Annotated in this window: 13 protein-coding genes and 1 pseudogene; 10 read left to right on the top strand and 4 right to left on the bottom strand. The window is 31.5% G+C overall.

The features are described 5' to 3' along the window. The first annotated feature begins 89 nt into the window (after positions 1 to 89). From addB to HMPREF2647_RS02780, 4 genes and pseudogenes are all read left to right on the top strand, one after another. Positions 90 to 3578: a helicase-exonuclease AddAB subunit AddB gene (gene addB / locus HMPREF2647_RS02795; protein WP_070859502.1), complete on the top strand. Its 3489-nt coding sequence runs from the start codon at positions 90 to 92 to the stop codon at positions 3576 to 3578. Further along, on the top strand, positions 3571 to 7236 hold the full coding sequence (gene addA, locus HMPREF2647_RS02790; protein ID WP_017175837.1) for a helicase-exonuclease AddAB subunit AddA: 3666 nt from the start codon (positions 3571 to 3573) through the stop codon (positions 7234 to 7236). The genes addB and addA overlap by 8 nt, the downstream gene beginning before the upstream one ends. 126 nt (positions 7237 to 7362) lie before the next feature. After that, a complete protein-coding gene (locus HMPREF2647_RS02785) occupies positions 7363 to 8265 on the top strand; it encodes a fumarylacetoacetate hydrolase family protein (protein ID WP_049379475.1) in 903 nt (300 codons plus the stop codon). A gap of 129 nt (positions 8266 to 8394) precedes the next feature. After that, positions 8395 to 8795, top strand: a pseudogene (locus HMPREF2647_RS02780) (YisL family protein). Positions 8796 to 8835: 40 nt separating this feature from the next. Here the strand turns inward: HMPREF2647_RS02780 and HMPREF2647_RS02775 are convergent. Both HMPREF2647_RS02775 and HMPREF2647_RS02770 read right to left on the bottom strand, forming a co-directional pair. Continuing rightward, positions 8836 to 10158: a CoA-disulfide reductase gene (locus tag HMPREF2647_RS02775; protein WP_017175834.1), complete on the bottom strand. Its 1323-nt coding sequence runs from the start codon at positions 10156 to 10158 to the stop codon at positions 8836 to 8838. Positions 10159 to 10240: 82 nt separating this feature from the next. After that, positions 10241 to 11062, bottom strand: coding sequence for a Cof-type HAD-IIB family hydrolase (locus HMPREF2647_RS02770; RefSeq protein ID WP_017175833.1), 822 nt, complete (start codon positions 11060 to 11062; stop codon positions 10241 to 10243). A gap of 119 nt (positions 11063 to 11181) precedes the next feature. On the opposite strand from HMPREF2647_RS02770, the gene HMPREF2647_RS02765 reads away from it, so the two are divergent. The 3 genes from HMPREF2647_RS02765 to clpB all read left to right on the top strand — a co-directional run bounded on the left by HMPREF2647_RS02765 (position 11182) and on the right by clpB (position 16691). Next, positions 11182 to 11490 carry a metal-sulfur cluster assembly factor gene (locus tag HMPREF2647_RS02765; protein WP_002448080.1) on the top strand — a complete coding sequence of 103 codons (309 nt, stop codon included), beginning with the start codon at positions 11182 to 11184 and terminating at the stop codon, positions 11488 to 11490. Between the two features lie 485 nt (positions 11491 to 11975). Beyond that, positions 11976 to 13790: an acyltransferase family protein gene (locus HMPREF2647_RS02760; protein ID WP_017175832.1), complete on the top strand. Its 1815-nt coding sequence runs from the start codon at positions 11976 to 11978 to the stop codon at positions 13788 to 13790. 291 nt (positions 13791 to 14081) lie between these two features. Further along, complete coding sequence (gene clpB, locus HMPREF2647_RS02755; RefSeq protein ID WP_048761195.1) at positions 14082 to 16691, top strand: ATP-dependent chaperone ClpB; 2610 nt, start codon at positions 14082 to 14084, stop codon at positions 16689 to 16691. 101 nt (positions 16692 to 16792) lie between these two features. Here the strand turns inward: clpB and HMPREF2647_RS02750 are convergent, their stop codons facing one another. Further along, entirely contained in the window at positions 16793 to 16993 is a 201-nt protein-coding gene (locus HMPREF2647_RS02750) for a DUF2929 family protein (RefSeq protein WP_017175830.1), read from the bottom strand. Positions 16994 to 17218: 225 nt separating this feature from the next. Between HMPREF2647_RS02750 and HMPREF2647_RS02745 the strand changes: the two genes are divergently transcribed. Together HMPREF2647_RS02745 and fabF are read left to right on the top strand one after the other, a co-directional pair. Further along, entirely contained in the window at positions 17219 to 18160 is a 942-nt protein-coding gene (locus tag HMPREF2647_RS02745; protein ID WP_002488368.1) for a beta-ketoacyl-ACP synthase III, read from the top strand. A 13-nt stretch (positions 18161 to 18173) separates the two neighbouring features. Then, positions 18174 to 19418 (top strand): beta-ketoacyl-ACP synthase II, encoded by a 1245-nt coding sequence (gene fabF / locus HMPREF2647_RS02740; RefSeq protein WP_049382334.1) that lies wholly within the window; start codon positions 18174 to 18176, stop codon positions 19416 to 19418. A 52-nt stretch (positions 19419 to 19470) separates the two neighbouring features. Here the strand turns inward: fabF and HMPREF2647_RS02735 are convergent, their stop codons facing one another. Beyond that, positions 19471 to 19848 (bottom strand): DUF3899 domain-containing protein, encoded by a 378-nt coding sequence (locus HMPREF2647_RS02735; RefSeq protein ID WP_017175827.1) that lies wholly within the window; start codon positions 19846 to 19848, stop codon positions 19471 to 19473. Positions 19849 to 20079: 231 nt separating this feature from the next. Here HMPREF2647_RS02735 and opp3b point away from each other — a divergent pair, with 231 nt between their 5' ends. After that, positions 20080 to 21006 (top strand): oligopeptide ABC transporter permease, encoded by a 927-nt coding sequence (gene opp3b, locus HMPREF2647_RS02730; RefSeq protein WP_017175826.1) that lies wholly within the window; start codon positions 20080 to 20082, stop codon positions 21004 to 21006. Positions 21007 to 21047 lie beyond the last annotated feature (41 nt).

The raw sequence follows: 21047 nt of genomic DNA, 5'->3' as shown, positions 1-21047 counted from the left end.
TGAATTCACATTCTACTTTTATTTTATCTACTTTACTTTTTAAGAACGTATGTTCCGTGGTAAAATGAGTTTAAAGGAGTGTGTAGATAATGGAATTAAATACATATCTTGGAAGAGCTGGTACCGGTAAATCGTATCATATGATTAAAAATATTAAACAACAAATGAAAGAAAATCCTCTTGGAGATCCTATCATTTTGATTGCACCTACCCAAAGTACGTTTCAATTGGAGCAATCTTTCGTAAATGATCGAGAGTTAAACGGGAGTTTAAGAACGGAAGTTTTACATTTTGAACGTTTGAGCTATAGAATCTTTCAAGAACTCGGAGGATTAACTGAAACACGTTTAACTAAAGCAGCTATTGAAATGATGATATTCAATATCGTTCAACAACACAAATCAGAAATGAAATTATATCAATCTCAAGCAGATTATTATGGTTTTAGTGAAAAATTAAGTGAACAAATCCAAGATTTTAAGAAATATTCTGTAACACCTCATCAACTTGATTCATTTTTAGAAGATAATGAATTACAAACAAGAACCCGACATAAACTAGAAGATATTTCGCTTATTTATCATTATTTTGAAGAACGATTAAATGGAGAATTTATTACCGCTGAAGACAGTCTTAATTATTTTATTGAAATAATGCACAAATCTGAGTGGATTAAGCATGCTGATATTTATATAGATGGATTTTATAACTTTTCAACACTTGAATATCAAATTATTAAAGCATTAGTACAAAATGCTAAACAAGTTACTATATTATTAACTACAGATGGTAATGAAGATCACTTTAGTATGTTTAGAAAACCTTCTGACGTACTTATTCACTTAAAAGAAATTGCAAATGAATTACATATACCTTTAAATGAACATTATTTTACAACACCATATCGTTTCAAAAATAAAGATTTATTACAATTAGAACAACAATTTGACGCACTTCAAGTTAATCCAACTCAATCACATGGTTATATTGATTTACTTGAGTCATCGAATATGAGAGAAGAAGTTAATGAAATAGCACGACGTATTATTAAAGATACACGTGATAAACACTTTAGATATCAAGATATTGCAATTTTATATAGAGATGAAACATATGCTTATCTATTTGAATCTATTTTGCCACAATACGATATTCCTTATAATATTGATACTAAAAAATCGATGACACATCATCCTATAATGGAAATGATACGTTCTTTATTAGAAGTTATCCAAAGTAATATGGGGCTTAGTCCAATGATGAGACTATTTAAAACCAATATTTTATCTCATCAATTTAAAAATAGTAGTTACTTAATTGATCTATTAGAAAACTTTGTCATTGAACGAGGTATTTACGGTAAAAAATGGTTAGATGATAAATTGTTTAATATCGATAATTTTACAAAAATGGGACGTAAAGAGCATCAATTAACTGAAGAAGAAAAAGAAGCATTTGAAGACGTCGTACGCTTAAAGGATGATGTTGTAAATAAAATACTTCGTTTTGAACAAGCCATGCTTCACTCTAAAAATGTTAGAGATTATGCAACTGCATTTTATGAAACAATGGAAGCTTTTGATTTACCTAAATATTTAATGGCTCACCGTGATGAACTAGATTTAAAAGGGGACCATGAGAAAGCAGAAGAAATTGACCAATTATGGAATGGATTAATACAAATACTAGATGATTTAGTCACAGTATTTGAAGAAGAAGAAATGAGTTTAAATCGATTCTTAGAAGTATTTGACATTGGACTTGAACAACTCGAATTTGTAATGATTCCTCAAACATTGGATCAAGTGAGCATAGGGACTATGGATTTAGCAAAAGTTGATAATAAAAAACACGTTTATATGGTTGGGATGAATGATGGAGTGATGCCACAGCCCATGTCATCTTCAAGCTTAATCACTGATGAAGAAAAACGTTTGTTAGAGGAACAGGGAAGTGTTGAATTAAGTCCAACCTCTGATATCTTACAAATGGATGAAGCATTTGTATGCTATATTGCTATGACACGTGCATGTGAACAAATGACTTTTTCATATAGTCTTATGGGGATGCAAGGAGATGAAAAAGAGAAAAGTCCATTTTTAAATCAGATTCAAGCATTGTTCAGTAATTTGGATATCCAAAATATTCATTATCTGCATCATGCTTATCCTCTTACATTAATGGAACATCCACATCAAACTAAAATTCATTTATTTGAAGCATTGAAATCGTGGTTGGAAGAAGAAGCGGTAGCAGATACGTGGCTTGATGCTTATAAAGTTATAAGTGAAAATGAAGAATTAAATGACAGTATAAACTATTTATCAACAGCATTAACATATGATAATGAAACCATTCAACTCACACCACAATTGTCAGAAGCATTATATGGAACGTCTATTAATGCTAGTGTTTCACGATTTGAAGGTTATAATGATTGCCCGTTCCAACATTATACTACTTACGGTCTTCGTTTAAATGAACGTACCAAATATCAACTTGAAAGTTTTGATTTAGGTAATATTTTTCATAATGCTTTAAAATATATTTCGGATAAAGTAAACGGAGAATTTAGTCAACTGGATAATCAGAAAATCCATGCACTTACAGAAGAAGCTCTACAACATGTTTTACCACAAGTGCAATTTAATTTAATGGATTCCAATGCATATTATCGTTATGTATCTAAACGTATAGGTGTCATTGTTGAAAGTACTTTAAAGGCACTTCGTTATCAAAATGAGAATACAAAATTTAGACCAAAACGTTTTGAAACTGCTTTTAGAAAGAAACCAAGAACTGAAGAAGAGTTGATTGCACATCCCTTAATGACGACACAAGGGGTTCCGATTCATATTCGTGGACAAATTGATCGTATCGATACTTATACAAAAAATAATACAAGTTTTGTAAATATTATTGATTATAAATCATCTAATCATAGCGCCAATTTAAATTTGAAAAAAGTTTATTATGGTAAACAGATGCAAATGATGACGTATATGGATATCGTATTACAAAATTCAGAGCGACTTGGTTTAAGTTCAGAGGTTAAACCAGGTGGATTGTTATATTTCCACATTCATGATGAACGTTTGAAATTTGAAAAATGGGGCGATTTAACTGAAGAGGCATTAAATAAGAAAAATATTAATCAAGCTATTCTAAAAGAATATAAATTAAAAGGATTAATCAATAGTGATGCTGAAGTTATCGATGCTATGGATATAAGACTTAACGAGATATCTAAATCAGATATTGTACCCGTGACATTAAAAAAAGATGGAGGTATTAGTGCACGGGGAAGCCAAGTTGCTGATGAAACAACGATTCATAAATTTATTCAACACAATAAAAATAATTTTATTGAGACTGCTTCAAATATTATGGATGGTCATACAGAAGTAGCTCCACTTAAATTTGAAGACAAATTACCATGTGAATTTTGTAGTTTCCAGTCAGTATGTCACGTAGATAGCCTTATTGATAGTAAACATTATCGCCATGTAGATGAATCGATTAATCCAATTCAAGCAATTCAAGAGGTCGAATTAGAAAGCGGTGAGGACAATGAATAATATTCCGATAAAACCTAAAGACGCACAATGGACGGATGCACAATGGAACAGTATATATGCAAAAGGACAAGATATACTAGTTGCAGCAGCTGCTGGCTCAGGAAAAACAGCTGTTCTAGTTGAACGTATTATTCAAAAAATCTTAAGAGATGAAGTAGATGTTGATAAATTACTTGTAGTAACATTTACGAACTTAAGTGCTAGAGAGATGAAACATCGTGTAGAACAACGTATTCAACAAGCTTCATTAGAGGATCCTAAGAATGAACACTTAAAAAGTCAACGTATAAAAATACATCAAGCTCAAATTTCTACACTGCATAGTTTTTGTTTAAAGGTGATTCAACAACATTATGATGTTATCCAACTAGACCCTAATTTTAGAACGATTAGTGAAGTAGAAAACGTACTTTTATTGGAGCAATCAATTGATGAAGTACTAGAACATCATTATGAAAATCCTGATATTGAATTTTTGACTTTAGTCGAACAACTATCAAATGATAGAAATGACGATGGATTTAGAGAAATGTTAAAGCGATTTTATTATTTTAGTATAGCTAATCCTTCACCATTTAAATGGTTAGATTCATTAGTTGATCCTTACGAGAATGATGAGAAGCAACAAGACTACCTTAAAGAATTAAAAATACTTGCAGAAATATATATGAAAGCAGCATTTGACTCACTTCTTGAAGCAGAAAATCTTTTATCCTATTGTAATGCTGTTGAAAAACATTTAGAAGTTGTCCAAAGAGAGAAAATGATATGTCAAAGCATATTAGAAGATGGTGTTTTGAATAGAGATGCACTTCTTAATCATACACCTGAAAAATTTCCACAAATGTCATCAAAAATAAAAAAAGAAAATGAAGATTTAGAGACACTTGAAGATATTAAATCTTTCTATAAAGAATATAATGAAACCATTCAAGATGTAAAAAATAAATATTTAATGCGGTCAGTAGATGAACTTAAAGACGATATGAAACAGTTAGCGCCTCGGATAAAATATTTAGTTCAAATCATTAAAGATATCATTAATGATTTTGCTAAGAAAAAACGTAGTAGAAATGTACTAGACTTTGCAGATTATGAACATTTTGCCTTACAAATATTAACAGATGAAAACGGGATGCCTTCTACTATCGCTAAAGATTATCGTCATCAATTTGAAGAAATACTTATTGATGAATATCAAGATACCAATCAGGTACAAGAGGCAATTATATCTACTATCAAACGTGGTGATGAATTAGATGGCAACTTATTTATGGTGGGAGACGTAAAGCAATCTATTTATAAGTTTAGACAAGCGGATCCTACATTGTTTATGAGTAAATATCATCGATTCACTAAAGAAGGGCAACAAACGGGACTTCGAATTGACTTATCTAATAACTTCCGCTCAAGAAAGGAAGTACTTTCAACGACTAATTATCTTTTTGATCATATGATGGATGAAGCGGTTGGAGAAATTAATTATGATGTCGATGCGCGTTTATATTTCGGCGCTCATTATTATCCAGAAAAACCAATGCCACTCGAATTACATGCGCTGATTAAATCTGAAAATGAGGACACAGACTTAGATAGACAGGAACAAGAAGCATATTATGTAGTTGAACAAGTAAAGCATATCCTTGATAATAAACTCGTTTACGATGCGAAAAACAATGCCTATCGTAAAGCAACTTATAAAGATATTGTTATTTTAGAACGTGGAATGAGTAATGCTAGACGTTTGCAAAAAGTATTTAAAGATAATAATATTCCGTTCCATGTTAATAGTAAGGAAGGTTATTTTGAACAAACGGAAGTACGACTAGTACTATCGTTTCTTAGAACGATTGATAACCCATTGCAAGATATTTATCTAGTTGGGTTAATGCGCTCTGTTATTTATCAATTTACTGAAGATGAACTTGCTGAAATTCGAGTAGTCAGTTCAAATGATGATTACTTTTATCAATCAATTTTACACTATATAAAATATGATCAAGCTAACACACAATTAGTTGATAAATTACGTCGTTTTATTGAAGATATACATTTATATCAAGATTATGGGCAAACACATCCTGTGTATCAGTTAATTGATAAGTTCTATAATGATCATTATGTCATTCAATATTTTAGCGGACTGATTGGTGGTAAAGGCAGACGTGCTAATCTTTTTGGATTGTTTAATAAAGCAATAGAATTTGAAAACTCTACGTTTAGAGGACTTTATCAATTTATAAGATTTATCGATGAATTGATAGAGCGTAAAAAAGATTTTGGTGAAGAAAATGTGATAGGACCTAATGATAATGTAGTTCGAATGATGACAATTCATAGCAGTAAAGGTTTAGAGTTTCCATATGTTATTTATTCTGGTCTTTCTAAGAATTTTAATAAAGAAGATATTCGGAAACCTTTAGTATTAAATCAAAAATATGGTTTAGGAATGGAGTACTATGATTTAACAGATAATATTTCTTATCCATCACTTTCATCTGTAGTTGTTAAATCGTTAACAGAAAAAGAATTGATTTCTGAAGAGATGCGTTTAATGTATGTGGCATTAACTCGTGCAAAAGAACAGCTCATTCTAATTGGAACGGTAGATAAAGAAGAAAAGTTAAGAAAGTATGAACGTTTGCCTATTTCAAATCAACTCATTGCACTTCATAAAAGATTATCAGTAGAACGACCTTTTAATCTGGTATATAGTATTTTAGCGAAACACTTATCTCAATCTATCACATCCGATTATCAATTTGAGACATCTATCAATCAATTAGATGACAGTTTGAAACCATATGTAGATTTGAAAATCATTCATTTTGATGAATTATCTTTAATAAGTGATTCAAATGAGACATTACATCGAACTATCAATGATATTGAAGAAGAGGCTCCGAATAATAAAGAAAACGAACAACAAATGATTCATCAATTAACGTTTAAGTATCCATTTATAAAAAATACTCAAAAGCCATCAAAACAATCTGTATCTGAATTAAAACGTCAATTAGAAACTAAAGAAGATGGAACAAGTTACGATAGAGTAAGACAATATCGCATTGGTGCTTATACTTATGAACGTCCTAAATTCTTAAGACAAGAAAGAAAACGTAAAGCTAATGAAATTGGTACATTGATGCATACCGTTATGCAGCATCTTCCATTTAGAGAACAACGATTAACTGAAATAGAGTTAGATGACTATATTCATATGTTAATTGATCAACACATTATTGAAGAAGACGCTAAAAAAGATATCCAATTTGAAAGAATTATGGAATTTATTCGTAGTGACTTATATATGAAAATTGCACAAGCTGATGAAGTATACAGAGAGCTACCATTTGTAGTTAATCAAGCACGTGTAGATGAAATACCAGATTTAGATGAAGATGTCTCCATTATCCAAGGTATGATTGATTTGATTTTTATTAAAGATAATCAATATTATTTTGTAGATTACAAAACAGATGCTTTTAATCGAAGAAGAGGGCTGACGGATCAAGAGATTGGAATACAATTACGTGATAAGTATAAAATTCAAATGAAATATTACAAAAACACCTTAGAAACAATACTAAATAAAAGAGTGAACGGCTATTTATATTTCTTCCAATTCGGTGAGATGAGCATTGAAGATGCTTTATAATATCAATCTTATTTTATTTTAGAAAAGATGCGTCAAATTTCTAAAATTTCAGACATATATATTTGTTATTTATTAATAATTAAAGTTATAATATGAAATAAGATATAGATGAGGAGTTGATAATGAATGAAATTTTTATCATTCAAATACAATAACGCTGAATCATATGGCGTTAAAGTAAAGCGTGAAGACGCTGTATGGGATTTAAAACAAATTTTTGCTGAATTTGGTGAAGGAGACTTCCATCCACAAACGCTACTTGAAGGTTTACAACAAAACCAAACACTTGATTTCCAAGAACAAGTACGTAAAGCAATAGTAGCTGTTGAAAATAGTGGAAAAGCAGATCAGTATAAATTCTCATTTAATGATATTGAATTTTTACCTCCTGTAACACCACCGAATAATGTTATTGCTTTTGGTCGTAACTATAAAGATCATGCCTCTGAGTTAAATCATGAAGTGCAACGTTTATATGTGTTCACTAAAGCAGCTTCTTCTTTAACTGGTGATAACGCAACAATTCCAAATCATAAAGATATTACAGATCAGTTAGATTACGAAGGTGAATTAGGAATTGTGATCGGTAAATATGGCGAAAAGATTCCTAAAGGCTTAGCATTAGATTATGTCTATGGCTATACTATCATTAATGATATTACAGACCGCACTGCTCAAAATACACAAGATCAAGCATTCTTATCTAAAAGTTTAACAGGTGGTTGCCCAATGGGACCATATATTGTTACTAAAGATGAATTACCTACTCCAGAAAATGTTAATATTGTCACTAAAGTGAATAATGAAATTCGCCAAGATGGAAACACTAGTCAAATGATTAATAAAATTGATGACTTAATTCAAGAAATTTCTAAATATGTTGCTTTACATCCTGGTGATATCATTGCAACCGGTACTCCAGCGGGTGTAGGAGCTGGATTACAACCACCAAAATTCTTACAACCAGGTGATGAAGTTAAAGTAACTATTGATAACATTGGTACTTTGACAACTTATATTGCCAAATAATAATGCTAGTTATGTTTAAAAGGAGAGAAGCTAAGGCTTCTCTCCTTTTTAAATTTTAATACTTAAAAAGTGGAAATATGTTATGATAATTAAAAGAAAGTGATTATAAATATTGGAGGTAATCAAGTCTTGTTACATATGCATATTGTGAGTTGGGTTTTAACCATTGTGTTATATATTATTGCATTTTTACACATTTCAAAATCACAGGGGCCAACACCAACTTTTAAATCATTACATATGGGGCTTAGAGTCTTTATGCTCCTTACAATATTCTCAGGATTTTGGGAATTAATTGAAGAGTTTATGGCAGCGAGTCATGGTGAAGGTGGCAACCACATGCTTCTTACTTTAAAAATGTTATGTGGCTTAGGTGTTGTTGCTTTAATGGAAGTATCATTAGCTAAAAGAAAAAACATGCACCTAGTCATGGCTTATTTTGGGCAACAATTATTTTAATTATTATTACTATGGCTCTTGGAATTATCTTACCATGGGGTCCATTATCTAAAATGTTCGGTTTAAGTTAAGTAAAAAGAATCGTTTGAGTGTCTACTCAAACGATTCTTTTTATATATTGCGTGCTTTGTAACCAATCATATTGATTAAATCTTTAGGATGACTATAAGGAGGCGCATAGGCAACTTCAAATTCAGCCAATTCATCTACTGTAAGTTGATTCATCATAGCCATTGATAAAATATCAATACGTTTATCGGCGCCTTGTTTTCCAACTGCTGCGGCGCGTATTAATTGTCTATTGTCTTTATTAAAATAGACACGTAAGTGTAGGGGTGTATTACCTGGGTAATATCCTGCGTGTGCACCAGACTTAATTTCAACCATCTCATAATTAAATAGACTTAATTCTTCAGGTTTTATTCCTACGCTCGCAAAAGTGTAGTCAAAAAATTTTACAATATTTGAACCAAGAAAACCTTTAAATGTAATATGTTTATTACCTGAGAGTTGTTCTGCTATAATACTTGCTGCACGATGAGCACCCCAAGCTAAAGGTACTTGAGCATTCATATTTACATGGCGATAATGTGAGGTGATGACATCACCTAGAGCATAAATATCAGGTATATTTGTTTTAAAGCAATCATCAACAGGAATAAAACCTTGTTTATCTATATGAATATTTGATGAACGTAAAAATGATGAATTAGGATGAGTTCCTATACCTTCAATAATGATATCGAAATCTTCATGTATACCAGATTTAAAATAAACAGTATGCGCTTGAATTGATTCAATTTCTTCATTTAATCTATATGAAATGTTTCTTTGATCAATTTCGCTAAAAATGGCTGCATTCATATCTTGGTCCATTAATTTATTGACTTTATCTGAACGATGAATCCATGTCACATCAAGACCACGTTGATAAAGGTTTTCTAATACTTCTAATGAAATGTAACCAGCACCGACAACTAATGCTCGCTTAGCTTTATGACGAGAAATATATTGATCGATTTGGTCCATATCTTCTGCATTTCTTAGAGTGAAAGTAAAATTATTAGTAAATCCAAGAGTATTCGCACTAGCGCCAGGACTTAAGATTAATTTGTCATAAGTTTCGTCGAATGTTTCGCCTGTTTGATGATTTAATACACGTACGACATGTTGTTGATCGTTTACTTCAATTACTTCATGATGTGTTTTAACTACAATATTTTTCTTCTCTTTAAAAATGTCTGGTGTAATAGGCAATATTTGATGACGATCAGAAACGAGATGTCCAATATAGTAAGGTAAACCACAATTAGCAAAACTCATATCTCGATCTTTTTCAAAAATGATAATGTCGCTTTCTTTATCTAAGCGACGAATTTGACTTGCACATGTTGCGCCTCCAGCAACAGCACCAACTATAATAATTTTAGCCATACATATCCTCCATAACTAAGAAGTAAACAAGTGAGATACAATTATAATTTTTAGAATCTTACTTTAAGTACTCTCATTTTTATTATTGATAAGGTATTTCTAGTTTGAAAAATTCATTTAGGTAACGCCCAATTCCATCTTCGTTATTGGAATAAGTGATATGATTAGCGATATGTTTTAAATCATCTAAACCATTGTCCATAGCAATTCCGTATTGAGCATATTTAATCATTTCTAAATCATTATCTTCATCTCCAAATGCAATAATATTAGAAGAATCTATATTTAAATATGATTTAACATAGTCAATGCCACGAGCTTTACTAATACCTCGTTTTACGATTTCAATAACAGGAAAAGGTGCACCCCAACGACGATGTTCAATATTTTCAGCATAAAAACGAGTTAACATTTGTTTAATACGTGTGATATTCACTTCTTCAGCTTCCACTAATATGGAAGTTGGAGATTCATCAAGTTTTTCTAATAAATTGCCTGTTTGGATTTTAGGATTGCCCATTGAAAAACCTTCAAATAATCGAGGATCATGGTCATTGATAAAGACACTGTCTCTCACTTCAGCAATAATGTTTGTAACATTAGCTTTTTGAAGTGCCTCTATCATACTTCTAGCGATGTCTACATCTAATACCTCATGTTTGGTTTCAAAGTCATCTGCTTTTGGATGATGAACATAGGCACCATTAAAATTAACAATAGGTGTATTCATGTTAAGTTCATGATAATATATTTGGCTTGCACGATAAGGACGTCCAGTTGCAATCATCAAGTAATGACCTTGTTTTTGTAAGGAAGTTAAAACTTTTTTTGTATAATCACTAATTTCTTTATTATCATTTAATAATGTTCCATCTAAATCTAAACAAATTAAATAAGGTTTCATAAATATCTCCTTGCATTACAGTTCATAAATATTAGTTTATTTGTATCATAGCATTTTATTGGCGTTTTGTCGGATATTTGATATATTAGTGTAAAGATAATTATTGAGAGGTGATACTAATGGAAGAAGCATTAAAAGATAGTATCCTTGGCGCTTTGGAAATGGTAATTGACCCTGAATTAGGTATAGACATTGTTAATTTAGGTTTAGTATATAAAGTAAATGTTGATGATGAAGGATTATGTACTGTAGAGATGACACTTACATCTATGGGCTGTCCACTTGGACCACAAATCATCGATCAAATTAAGACAGTATTAGCCGAAATTCCAGAGATTCAAGATACAGAAGTTAATATTGTTTGGAATCCGCCATGGAATAAAGATATGATGTCTAGATATGCAAAAATCGCATTAGGCGTTGGATAAATTTAAGTGAGCTCGACAGCATTAATTGTATGAAGCTCTTTATTATGAAGAGCTTCATATAATATTTAATAGAGAGTAGGGGATGAATTTTTCTTCTACTCTCTTTTTTAATATATAAGAATGTGACAATTTTATTTTTAAATGAGTAAAAAAGAAATGACACAATTGTAATATAAATTGAATTTACTTCTAGGTTATACTACAATACATAAGACTTATATCTTAAGAAAAGTATAATTTTCAACAATTAAGAATTAATCAATGAAAATGAATTTATATTTTATTTAATTGTATATCAAATTTTCAGTCAACTTAGTATAAAACACAGAATCATATTATACAGTGTATTAAATTCATAGACTATAGAATGACCAATCATACATACAAATTTCTATAATTAACTTTATTGTTATTCTGATTTTAGTGCTTTTATATCTAATGAATTTATTGAAAATTTATTATTTAATAGGGAAAGAATGTGAACAATGAAACAAAATTTAGAAAAGGGCGTTCATGATAAAATAAAAATGCGCTATATGCCTGGTTTAGATGGTCTAAGAGCAATTGCCGTATTAGGCATCATTATATATCATTTGAATAGAAAGTGGCTAACTGGTGGTTTTATTGGCGTAGATACTTTCTTCGTCATTTCAGGATACTTAATTACAAGTTTACTTTTGAGAGAGTATGAAGAAAAAGGAATTATTAATCTTAAACAATTTTGGATTAGACGCATAAAACGTCTACTGCCAGCGGTGATAGCTTTATTAATAACAGTAGGTATTGCGACCTTATTATTTGAACCTCAACAAATTATTAGAGTTAAACATGATATTATTGCGGCGTTATTTTATGTTTCAAATTGGTGGTATATCGCTAAAGATGTTAACTATTTTGAACAATTTTCATTCATGCCTCTTAAACATTTATGGTCTCTTGCTATCGAAGAACAATTTTATTTATTTTTCCCATTCGTTTTAGTGATATTATTACTTACGATTAAAAAATATCGTAATGTGACACTTATATTTTGGATAGTATCATTGGCCTCTTTATTAGAAATGGTCATTATATCACAACCAAATGTGGGATATTCACGTGTTTATTTTGGTACAGATACTCGTTTACAAACATTATTATTAGGCGTCATATTAGCATTTGTTTGGCCACCATTTAAATTAAAAGCTAATCCACCACAACGATTACGTCGTGCAATAGATGGTATTGGTATAGGTAGCCTACTTATCTTAATTATTTTATTCTTTACAGTTAATGACGATAGTGATTGGATATACAATGGTGGGTTTTATTTGATATCTTTAGTGACATTATTTGTTATTGCAAGTGTCGTTCACCCATCTACAATGATTGCTAAATTTTTAGGACATCCTTTGTTAGTGTATATCGGAAAACGTTCATATAGTTTATACTTATGGCATTTCGCCGTCATTAGTTTTCTACATATACATTTTGTTGATGGTCAGTTACCAATATATGTATATATCTTAGATATACTATTAACTGTGGTGTTTGCGGAATTATCTTATCGTTATATTGAAACACCATTTAGACGTGAAGGATTAAGTGCATTTTCTTTTGACCGATTACGTAAACCTAAATTTATAAGAACAATCGTTACTATCATAGCTGTGATTCCATTGTTATTAATATTTATGGGTGCATTTGATCGATTTGGAAAAGATGAAATTGCAAATAAAGCAAACAGTTTTAATACAAGTACTGCTGATAAATATTTAGTCAAAATGATGCCCGGTGAAAATATTAAGTTAAATGGACAAACAAGTAAGAGTGAGAATAAAGATAAAGTTTACACAAATATCAGCCCATTACTTATTGGCGATTCAGTTATGGTAGATATTGGTGAAGAATTTAAATCTCAAGTTCCTAAAGCAACTATAGATGGTAAAGTAGGTCGTCATTTACAAGAAGCCCTGATAGTTGCAAATAATTATACTAATTATAATAAACCATCAAATCAAGTTGTATTAGAACTTGGTACAAATGGAGATTTTACTCAAGATGAGCTTGATCAACTTATTAGTAAATTTGGTAAAGCTAAAATATATTTAGTTAATACAAGGGTACCGAGAAGCTGGCAAGATAATGTAAATAAACAACTTTCAGACGCAGCTAAGCGACATAAAAATGTTGTTTTAGTAGACTGGTATAAACGTTCTGCCGGTCACACTGAATATTTTGCATCTGATGGTGTGCACTTAGAACATAGTGGGGTACAAGCATTATCGGATGAAATACTAAAAAATATGACTAAAAAATAAATAATTAAAAAGGATTAACTAGTTGAGGATGCTCACAAAGTTAATCCTTTTTTAGCATTTAAGAAAAAATTAAGGTAACAATGTTTAAATAGTAAGGTAATATGATAAGTAATGAATGAAACGTAAATGAATGCTTGATATGATAGGATTTATTGAATTGTTAAAAAGATGAGTAAAAGTGTTGATTAATTAGTAAAGAAGGTCTATAATGTAATTAAGGTCAAAGAAAGTCAAAGTCAAACGAAGAAGTATTTGACCATACTCTTATACAAAAAGTAGGGGTGAATACATTTGGATATCAATCAAATGACTTATAAAGTACAAGAAGCTTTGCAAAAAGCAATTGAATTAAGTAAAGAAAATGAATTACAAAATATTGAAATTGAAGCAATACTAAAAGGAACTTTAGAAGAAGACGAAAGTTTGTTTAAAAGTATTTTAGAACGTGCAAATATAGACACTGATCAATTAAATCAAGCGTATAGTGAAAAATTAAAACACTATCCATCAGTACAAGGTGATAATGTTCAATATGGACAATATATTGGCTCAAAAGCAAACGAATTATTAAATAAAGCTGAGTCATATATGAAAGAATATGAAGATGAATATATCTCAATGGAACATATTTTACGTGCTGCTATGGACATTGATGAAACAACACAACAATTTGTAGGAAATAAAGAAGAAGTAGTCAAAGAAATTATTACTAAAGTTAGAGGAGGAAATCATGTGACTTCACAAAATCCAGAAGTAAATTATGAAGCTTTAGAGAAATATGGTAGAGATTTAGTAGAAGAAGTTCGCCAAGGCAAAATGGATCCAGTTATTGGTAGAGATGAAGAAATCCGTAATACCATTCGAATTTTAAGCCGTAAAACTAAAAATAACCCAGTATTAATTGGAGAGCCTGGTGTAGGTAAAACTGCAATTGTAGAAGGATTAGCACAACGTATTGTACGTAAAGATGTGCCGGAATCATTGCTAGATAAAACTATTTTTGAATTAGATTTAAGTGCATTAGTTGCAGGTGCAAAATTTAGAGGCGAATTTGAAGAACGTCTTAAAGCAGTACTTAAAGAAGTGAAAGAATCAGATGGACGTATTATCCTATTTATCGATGAAATTCACATGTTAGTTGGTGCTGGTAAAACAGATGGTGCAATGGATGCTGGTAATATGTTAAAACCAATGTTAGCTCGTGGTGAATTGCATTGTATCGGTGCTACAACATTAAATGAATATAGAGAATATATTGAAAAAGATTCAGCCTTAGAACGTCGATTCCAAAAAGTAGGTGTAAGTGAACCTGACGTAGAAGATACAATTTCAATCTTACGTGGTTTAAAAGAACGCTATGAAGTTTATCATGGTGTGCGTATTCAAGACCGTGCTTTAGTAGCAGCAGCAGAATTATCAGATCGTTATATTACTGATCGATTTTTACCAGATAAAGCAATTGATTTAGTCGACCAAGCTTGTGCAACTATCCGAACAGAAATGGGATCAAATCCAACTGAATTAGACCAAGTTAATCGCCGTGTTATGCAATTAGAAATTGAAGAAAGTGCATTAAAAAATGAATCAGATAATGCAAGTAAACATCGATTAGAAGAATTACAAGAAGAACTTTCAAATGAAAAAGAAAAACAAGCGTCATTACAATCTCGTGTAGAACAAGAAAAAGAAAAAATCGCGAAAGTTCAAGAAAAACGTGCTGAATTAGATCGTAGTCGTCAAGCTTTAGAAGATGCGCAAACAGAAAGTAATTATGAAAAAGCAGCAGAATTACAATATGGTACGATTCCACAATTAGAAAAAGAATTAAAAGAATACGAAGAAGCTTTCCATGATGAACAAGGCGATAATGAACGCATGATTCGCGAAGTTGTTTCTGATGAGGAAATTGGAGATATTGTAAGCCAATGGACAGGTATTCCAGTTTCTAAATTAGTCGAAACAGAAAGAGAAAAATTATTAAACTTAAGTGATATCTTACATGAACGTGTCGTAGGGCAAGATAAAGCGGTTGATCTTGTGTCAGATGCTGTAGTGAGAGCGCGTGCAGGTATAAAAGATCCTAATCGTCCAATAGGTAGTTTCTTATTCTTAGGTCCAACTGGTGTAGGTAAAACAGAGTTAGCTAAATCACTCGCTTCATCATTATTCGACTCTGAAAAACATATGATTCGTATTGACATGAGTGAATATATGGAAAAACATTCTGTTTCTAGATTAATTGGTGCGCCTCCTGGTTATGTAGGCCATGATGAAGGTGGTCAATTAACTGAAGCGGTAAGACGTAACCCATATTCAGTTATTCTACTCGACGAAGTTGAAAAAGCACATAGTGATGTATTCAACGTGTTACTTCAAATTTTAGATGAAGGGCGTTTAACTGATTCTAAAGGTCGTAGCGTAGATTTCAAAAATACAATTATTATCATGACAAGTAATATTGGTTCACAAATATTATTAGAAAATGTTAAAGATTCTGGTGAAATTACTGAAAGCACTGAAAAAGCAGTTATGGATAGTTTACATGCATTCTTTAAACCAGAAATCTTAAACCGTATGGATGATATTGTATTATTTAAACCATTATCTATAAATGATATGAGTATGATTGTAGATAAAATTTTAACTCAATTAAATATTCGATTAATGGATCAACGTATTTCAATTGAAGTATCAGACGAAGCTAAAAAATGGTTAGGTGAAGAAGCATACGAACCACAATTTGGTGCTAGACCACTTAAACGTTTTGTACAACGTCAAATTGAAACACCACTTGCTCGTATGATGATTAAAGAAAATATGCCAGAAGGTACAAAAGTAAATGTTGATCTTAACGATAGTCAAGAATTAACATTTGATGTACAAAAACCTTCAGCTGAATAGTATATAAAAAGGCATTGGAAAGCAAAGCTTTCCAATGCCTTTTCTTATTATTAAACTTGTTAAGAGCGTTATATTACTCCAAACACGTAATACAATACCATTTAGACGTCTCTATTCCCTTTACGAGCGAAATCATTAGGTTTAATCATAGCACCTAAAATGGCAATAGCAATGGTAATGATGATTGCAATAATAATTGGTTTAATCACATCTAAACTGCCGCCACCATTTAAACTATTAAGTACAAAGTTAACCATTTGTGTTAAGATTAACGCCCAAATAAAAGTTACGAGGTATTTCATATATATGACCTCCAATTTATATATATTATCATTTTAAAGTAAAGTGAATTATTTGTATAGTATTAGTAGAGAATGTATAAAAATTTGTGCCATTTTTTATATGAATTATTGGCTCGTGACTGTTTAACAAAATCGTCTAATCAAGTGTAACTACTTGAGTTAGATTTAAAAAGTATGTTAAATTAATACCTGGTATTAAAAAATGAAGTGAGAAGGTGTACGTTCATGAACGTAGGTATAAAAGGTTTTGGTGCTTATGCACCTGAGAGAGTAGTCGATAACGCCTATTTTGAAGGTTTTTTAGATACGTCTGATGAATGGATTTCAAAAATGACTGGCATTAAAGAAAGACGTTGGTCTCGTGACGACCAAGATACGTCAGACTTAGCATATGAAGCAAGTAAGAAAGCAATTGAAGATGCTGGTATTAAACCGAATGATATAGATATGATTATTGTAGCTACAGCAACTGGAGATATGCCATTTCCATCTGTAGCTAATATACTACAAGAAAAATTAGGTACTGGTAAAGTGCCTACTATGGATCAACTTGCTGCATGCTCAGGTTTCATGTATTCAATGATTACTGCAAAACAATATGTTCAATCTGGAGACTATAAAAATATTTTAGTAGTGGGTGCGGATAAATTATCCAAAATCACTGACTTAACTGATCGTTCAACTGCTGTACTATTTGGAGACGGTGCAGGTGCAGTAGTAATTGGTGAAGTCTCAGAAGGACGAGGTATTATTAGCTATGAAATGGGCTCAGATGGGTCAGGTGGAAAATATTTATATTTAAATAAAGAGACTGGTAAACTAGTAATGAATGGACGCGAAGTTTTTAAATTCGCTGTAAGAATTATGGGCGAAGCGTCTACACGTGTAGTTGAAAAAGCGGGTTTAGAATCTGATGATATTGATATGTTTATACCACATCAAGCAAATATCAGAATTATGGAATCAGCACGTGAAAGATTGGGTATTGAAAGAGAAAAAATGAGTGTTTCAGTTAACCGTTTTGGAAACACGTCAGCTGCTTCGATTCCTTTAAGTATTCAACAAGAGTTAGAAAACGGAAGAATTAAAGATGATGACACTTTAGTACTCGTAGGTTTCGGTGGCGGCCTAACCTGGGGCGCTATGGTAATCAAATGGGGTAAATAGGAGGAATTAATGTATGACTGAAAACAAAAGAGTGGTAATTACTGGTATGGGTGCATTATCACCTATTGGAAACGATGCCCAAACAAATTGGGAAAATGCCTTAAAAGGTGTCAATGGAATTGATACAATTACACGCGTTGATACTGAAGAATATAACGTTCACTTAGCAGGTGAATTAAAAGACTTTAATATTGAAGATCATATTTCGAAAAAAGATGCGCGTCGCATGGATCGTTTTACACAATATGCAGTAGTAGCGGCAAGACAAGCTGTAGAAGATGCTAATTTAACTATCAATGATGATAATGCTAATCGTATCGGTGTTTGGATTGGTTCAGGTATTGGTGGAATGGAAACATTTGAAGTTGCACATACAATACTGAAGAATAAGGGACCAAGAAGAGTTAGTCCTTTCTTTGTTCCAATGCTTATCCCTGACATGGCTACTGGGCAAGTTTCAATTGATTTAGGTGCAAAAGGACCTAATGGTTCAACTGTTACTGCTTGCGCAACAGGTACAAATTCTATCGGTGAAGCATTTAAAATCATTCAAAGAGGTGCTGCTGATGCTATGATTACTGGTGGTACTGAAGCACCTATTACGCATATGGCACTTGCAGGATTCAGTGCAAGTCGTGCATTATCAACAAACGATGATAAAGAAACAGCATGTCGTCCTTTCCAAGAAGGACGTGACGGATTTATCATGGGTGAAGGCGCTGGTATCTTAGTCATTGAATCATTAGAATCAGCGCAAGCACGTGGCGCACAAATTTACGCTGAAATTGTAGGATATGGTTCAACTGGAGATGCTTATCACATTACTGCACCAGCACCTGAAGGCGAAGGTGGTTCTCGTGCAATGCAAGCGGCTTTAGATGATGCAGGTATTGAAGCTAAAGATATTCAATACTTAAATGCACATGGTACAAGTACGCCAGTAGGTGACTTGTATGAAATTAAAGCGATTAAAAATACATTTGGAGATGCAGCTAAAAACTTAAAAATTAGCTCAACTAAATCGATGACAGGACATTTATTAGGTGCTACTGGGGGAATTGAAGCAATTTTCTCTGCATTATCTATTCGTGACTCTAAAGTTGCACCGACGATTCATGCAGATTCACCAGATCCAGAATGTGACTTAGATATTGTTCCAAATGAAGCACAAGATTTAGAAATTGAATATGCAATGAGTAATAGTCTAGGTTTCGGTGGGCATAACGCAGTATTAGTATTTAAAAAGTTTAAAGATTAAAAATTAAGTTAAGAGTAGAAAACCATGCAATAAGATGCATGGTTTTTTTATATTATAGAAAAAGTGAAATGAGAATAGTCAAAATGAAGTAAAATGCACATAGTATTAGAGCAGGTAGTAACCATGTTGAAATGGTATAATGCTCTTTTTTTACTTGTTTTGGATTGAAAAAGTCATCGTTCTCTAAAGTTTTTTTCTTAGAGCGAGAAGCGAGTTGATAACGCATGCGTCTAAAACCAAAACTTGTAGCATCAAATATACCTTCTTGTACAAGGAGAATTAAAAATAACAATATAAATAATACAAGTGATATATAAAATAAGATATTAATAAATGAGACAAACGAATGTTGAGTTACGAACATCCAAAGTAAAAAAGTACATATGAGTGGCAAAAAGAGCCATATAAACCAAGTTTTAATATTGTTCATGTATACCTCCGACTTTTTTATCTATATAGTCTAATTTACTGTAAACTTACTATAAATAAAATCTAAAATTTATATTCTTTTAAATAATATATATAAAAATTACACTTATATTAAGAAAATGTAAAATTATATTGCAATTTTATGAAAATAGTATATATAATATGTATAAATATTTCTGAAAATTTTGAAGGGAATGTTAATTTTGAATATTTAGTAAAGGGGGACTATATGATGACGCGATATATATTAAAACGTTTGGGATATATGGTTTTATCGTTATTTATTATCATCACAATTACATTTTTCTTAATGAAAATGATGCCTGGATCACCATTTAATGATGCTAAATTAAGTGCTGAACAAAAAGCAATTTTAAACGAAAAATATGGATTAAATGATCCAGTAGCAGTGCAATATCTTCATTATTTAAAAAATGTAGTAACTGGAGATTTTGGCTATTCGTTCCAATATCATAATCAACCAGTTTGGTCATTAATTAAACCGAGATTGATTCCTTCTATGGAAATGGGTATTACTGCAATGATTATTGGAGTGATTTTAGGTTTAATTTTAGGTGTAGCTGCTGCTACGAAACAAAACACTTGGGTAGACTATACAACTACTGTTATTTCTGTTATAGCAGTATCAGTACCTTCATTCGTCTTAGCAGTACTATTACAATACGTTTTTGCAGTACGTTTAAGATGGTTTCCAGTGGCAGGATGGGAAGGATTTTCAACAGCAGTATTGCCTTCCTTAGCATTATCAGCAAGTGTAATGGCCACAGTAGCTCGTTATATTCGAGCTGAAATGATAGAGGTACTAAGTTCTGATTACATATTATTAGCAAGAGCTAAAGGTAACTCTCCGATAAGAGTCCTTTTTGGACATGCATTAAGAAATGCATTAATTCCTATTATTACAATTATTGTTCCAATGTTAGCCGGTATTTTAACAGGGACTTTAACTATTGAAAATATCTTTGGTGTACCTGGTTTAGGGGACCAATTCGTTAGATCGATTACAACAAATGATTTCTCAGTTATTATGGCTACTACAATTTTATTTAGTACATTATTTATCGTTTCAATTTTTATCGTAGATATTCTTTATGGTGTAATTGATCCAAGAATCCGTGTACAAGGAGGTAAAAAATAATGCCTGAAAATTTTAATAAACCATTTGATGACCATTCAAAT

It is taken from the genome of Staphylococcus sp. HMSC035D11, from assembly GCF_001836075.1.
Lineage (GTDB): Bacteria > Bacillota > Bacilli > Staphylococcales > Staphylococcaceae > Staphylococcus > Staphylococcus hominis.
The sequence above is the reverse complement of the archived record's forward strand: the minus strand, read 5'-3'. Positions and strand labels throughout refer to the sequence as shown.

Excerpts from the sequence above, each read along its gene's own strand:
- HMPREF2647_RS02760 (WP_017175832.1), top strand. The coding sequence starts at position 11,976 with ATGAAACAAAATTTAGAAAAGGGCGTTCATGATAAAATAAAAATGCGC.
- HMPREF2647_RS02745 (WP_002488368.1), top strand. The coding sequence starts at position 17,219 with ATGAACGTAGGTATAAAAGGTTTTGGTGCTTATGCACCTGAGAGAGTA.
- HMPREF2647_RS02775 (WP_017175834.1), bottom strand. The coding sequence starts at position 10,158 with ATGGCTAAAATTATTATAGTTGGTGCTGTTGCTGGAGGCGCAACATGT.
- HMPREF2647_RS02765 (WP_002448080.1), top strand. The coding sequence starts at position 11,182 with ATGGAAGAAGCATTAAAAGATAGTATCCTTGGCGCTTTGGAAATGGTA.
- addB (WP_070859502.1), top strand. The coding sequence starts at position 90 with ATGGAATTAAATACATATCTTGGAAGAGCTGGTACCGGTAAATCGTAT.
- addA (WP_017175837.1), top strand. The coding sequence starts at position 3,571 with ATGAATAATATTCCGATAAAACCTAAAGACGCACAATGGACGGATGCA.
- HMPREF2647_RS02750 (WP_017175830.1), bottom strand. The coding sequence starts at position 16,993 with ATGAAATACCTCGTAACTTTTATTTGGGCGTTAATCTTAACACAAATG.
- opp3b (WP_017175826.1), top strand. The coding sequence starts at position 20,080 with ATGACGCGATATATATTAAAACGTTTGGGATATATGGTTTTATCGTTA.
- HMPREF2647_RS02770 (WP_017175833.1), bottom strand. The coding sequence starts at position 11,062 with ATGAAACCTTATTTAATTTGTTTAGATTTAGATGGAACATTATTAAAT.
- fabF (WP_049382334.1), top strand. The coding sequence starts at position 18,174 with ATGACTGAAAACAAAAGAGTGGTAATTACTGGTATGGGTGCATTATCA.
- HMPREF2647_RS02735 (WP_017175827.1), bottom strand. The coding sequence starts at position 19,848 with ATGAACAATATTAAAACTTGGTTTATATGGCTCTTTTTGCCACTCATA.
- HMPREF2647_RS02785 (WP_049379475.1), top strand. The coding sequence starts at position 7,363 with ATGAAATTTTTATCATTCAAATACAATAACGCTGAATCATATGGCGTT.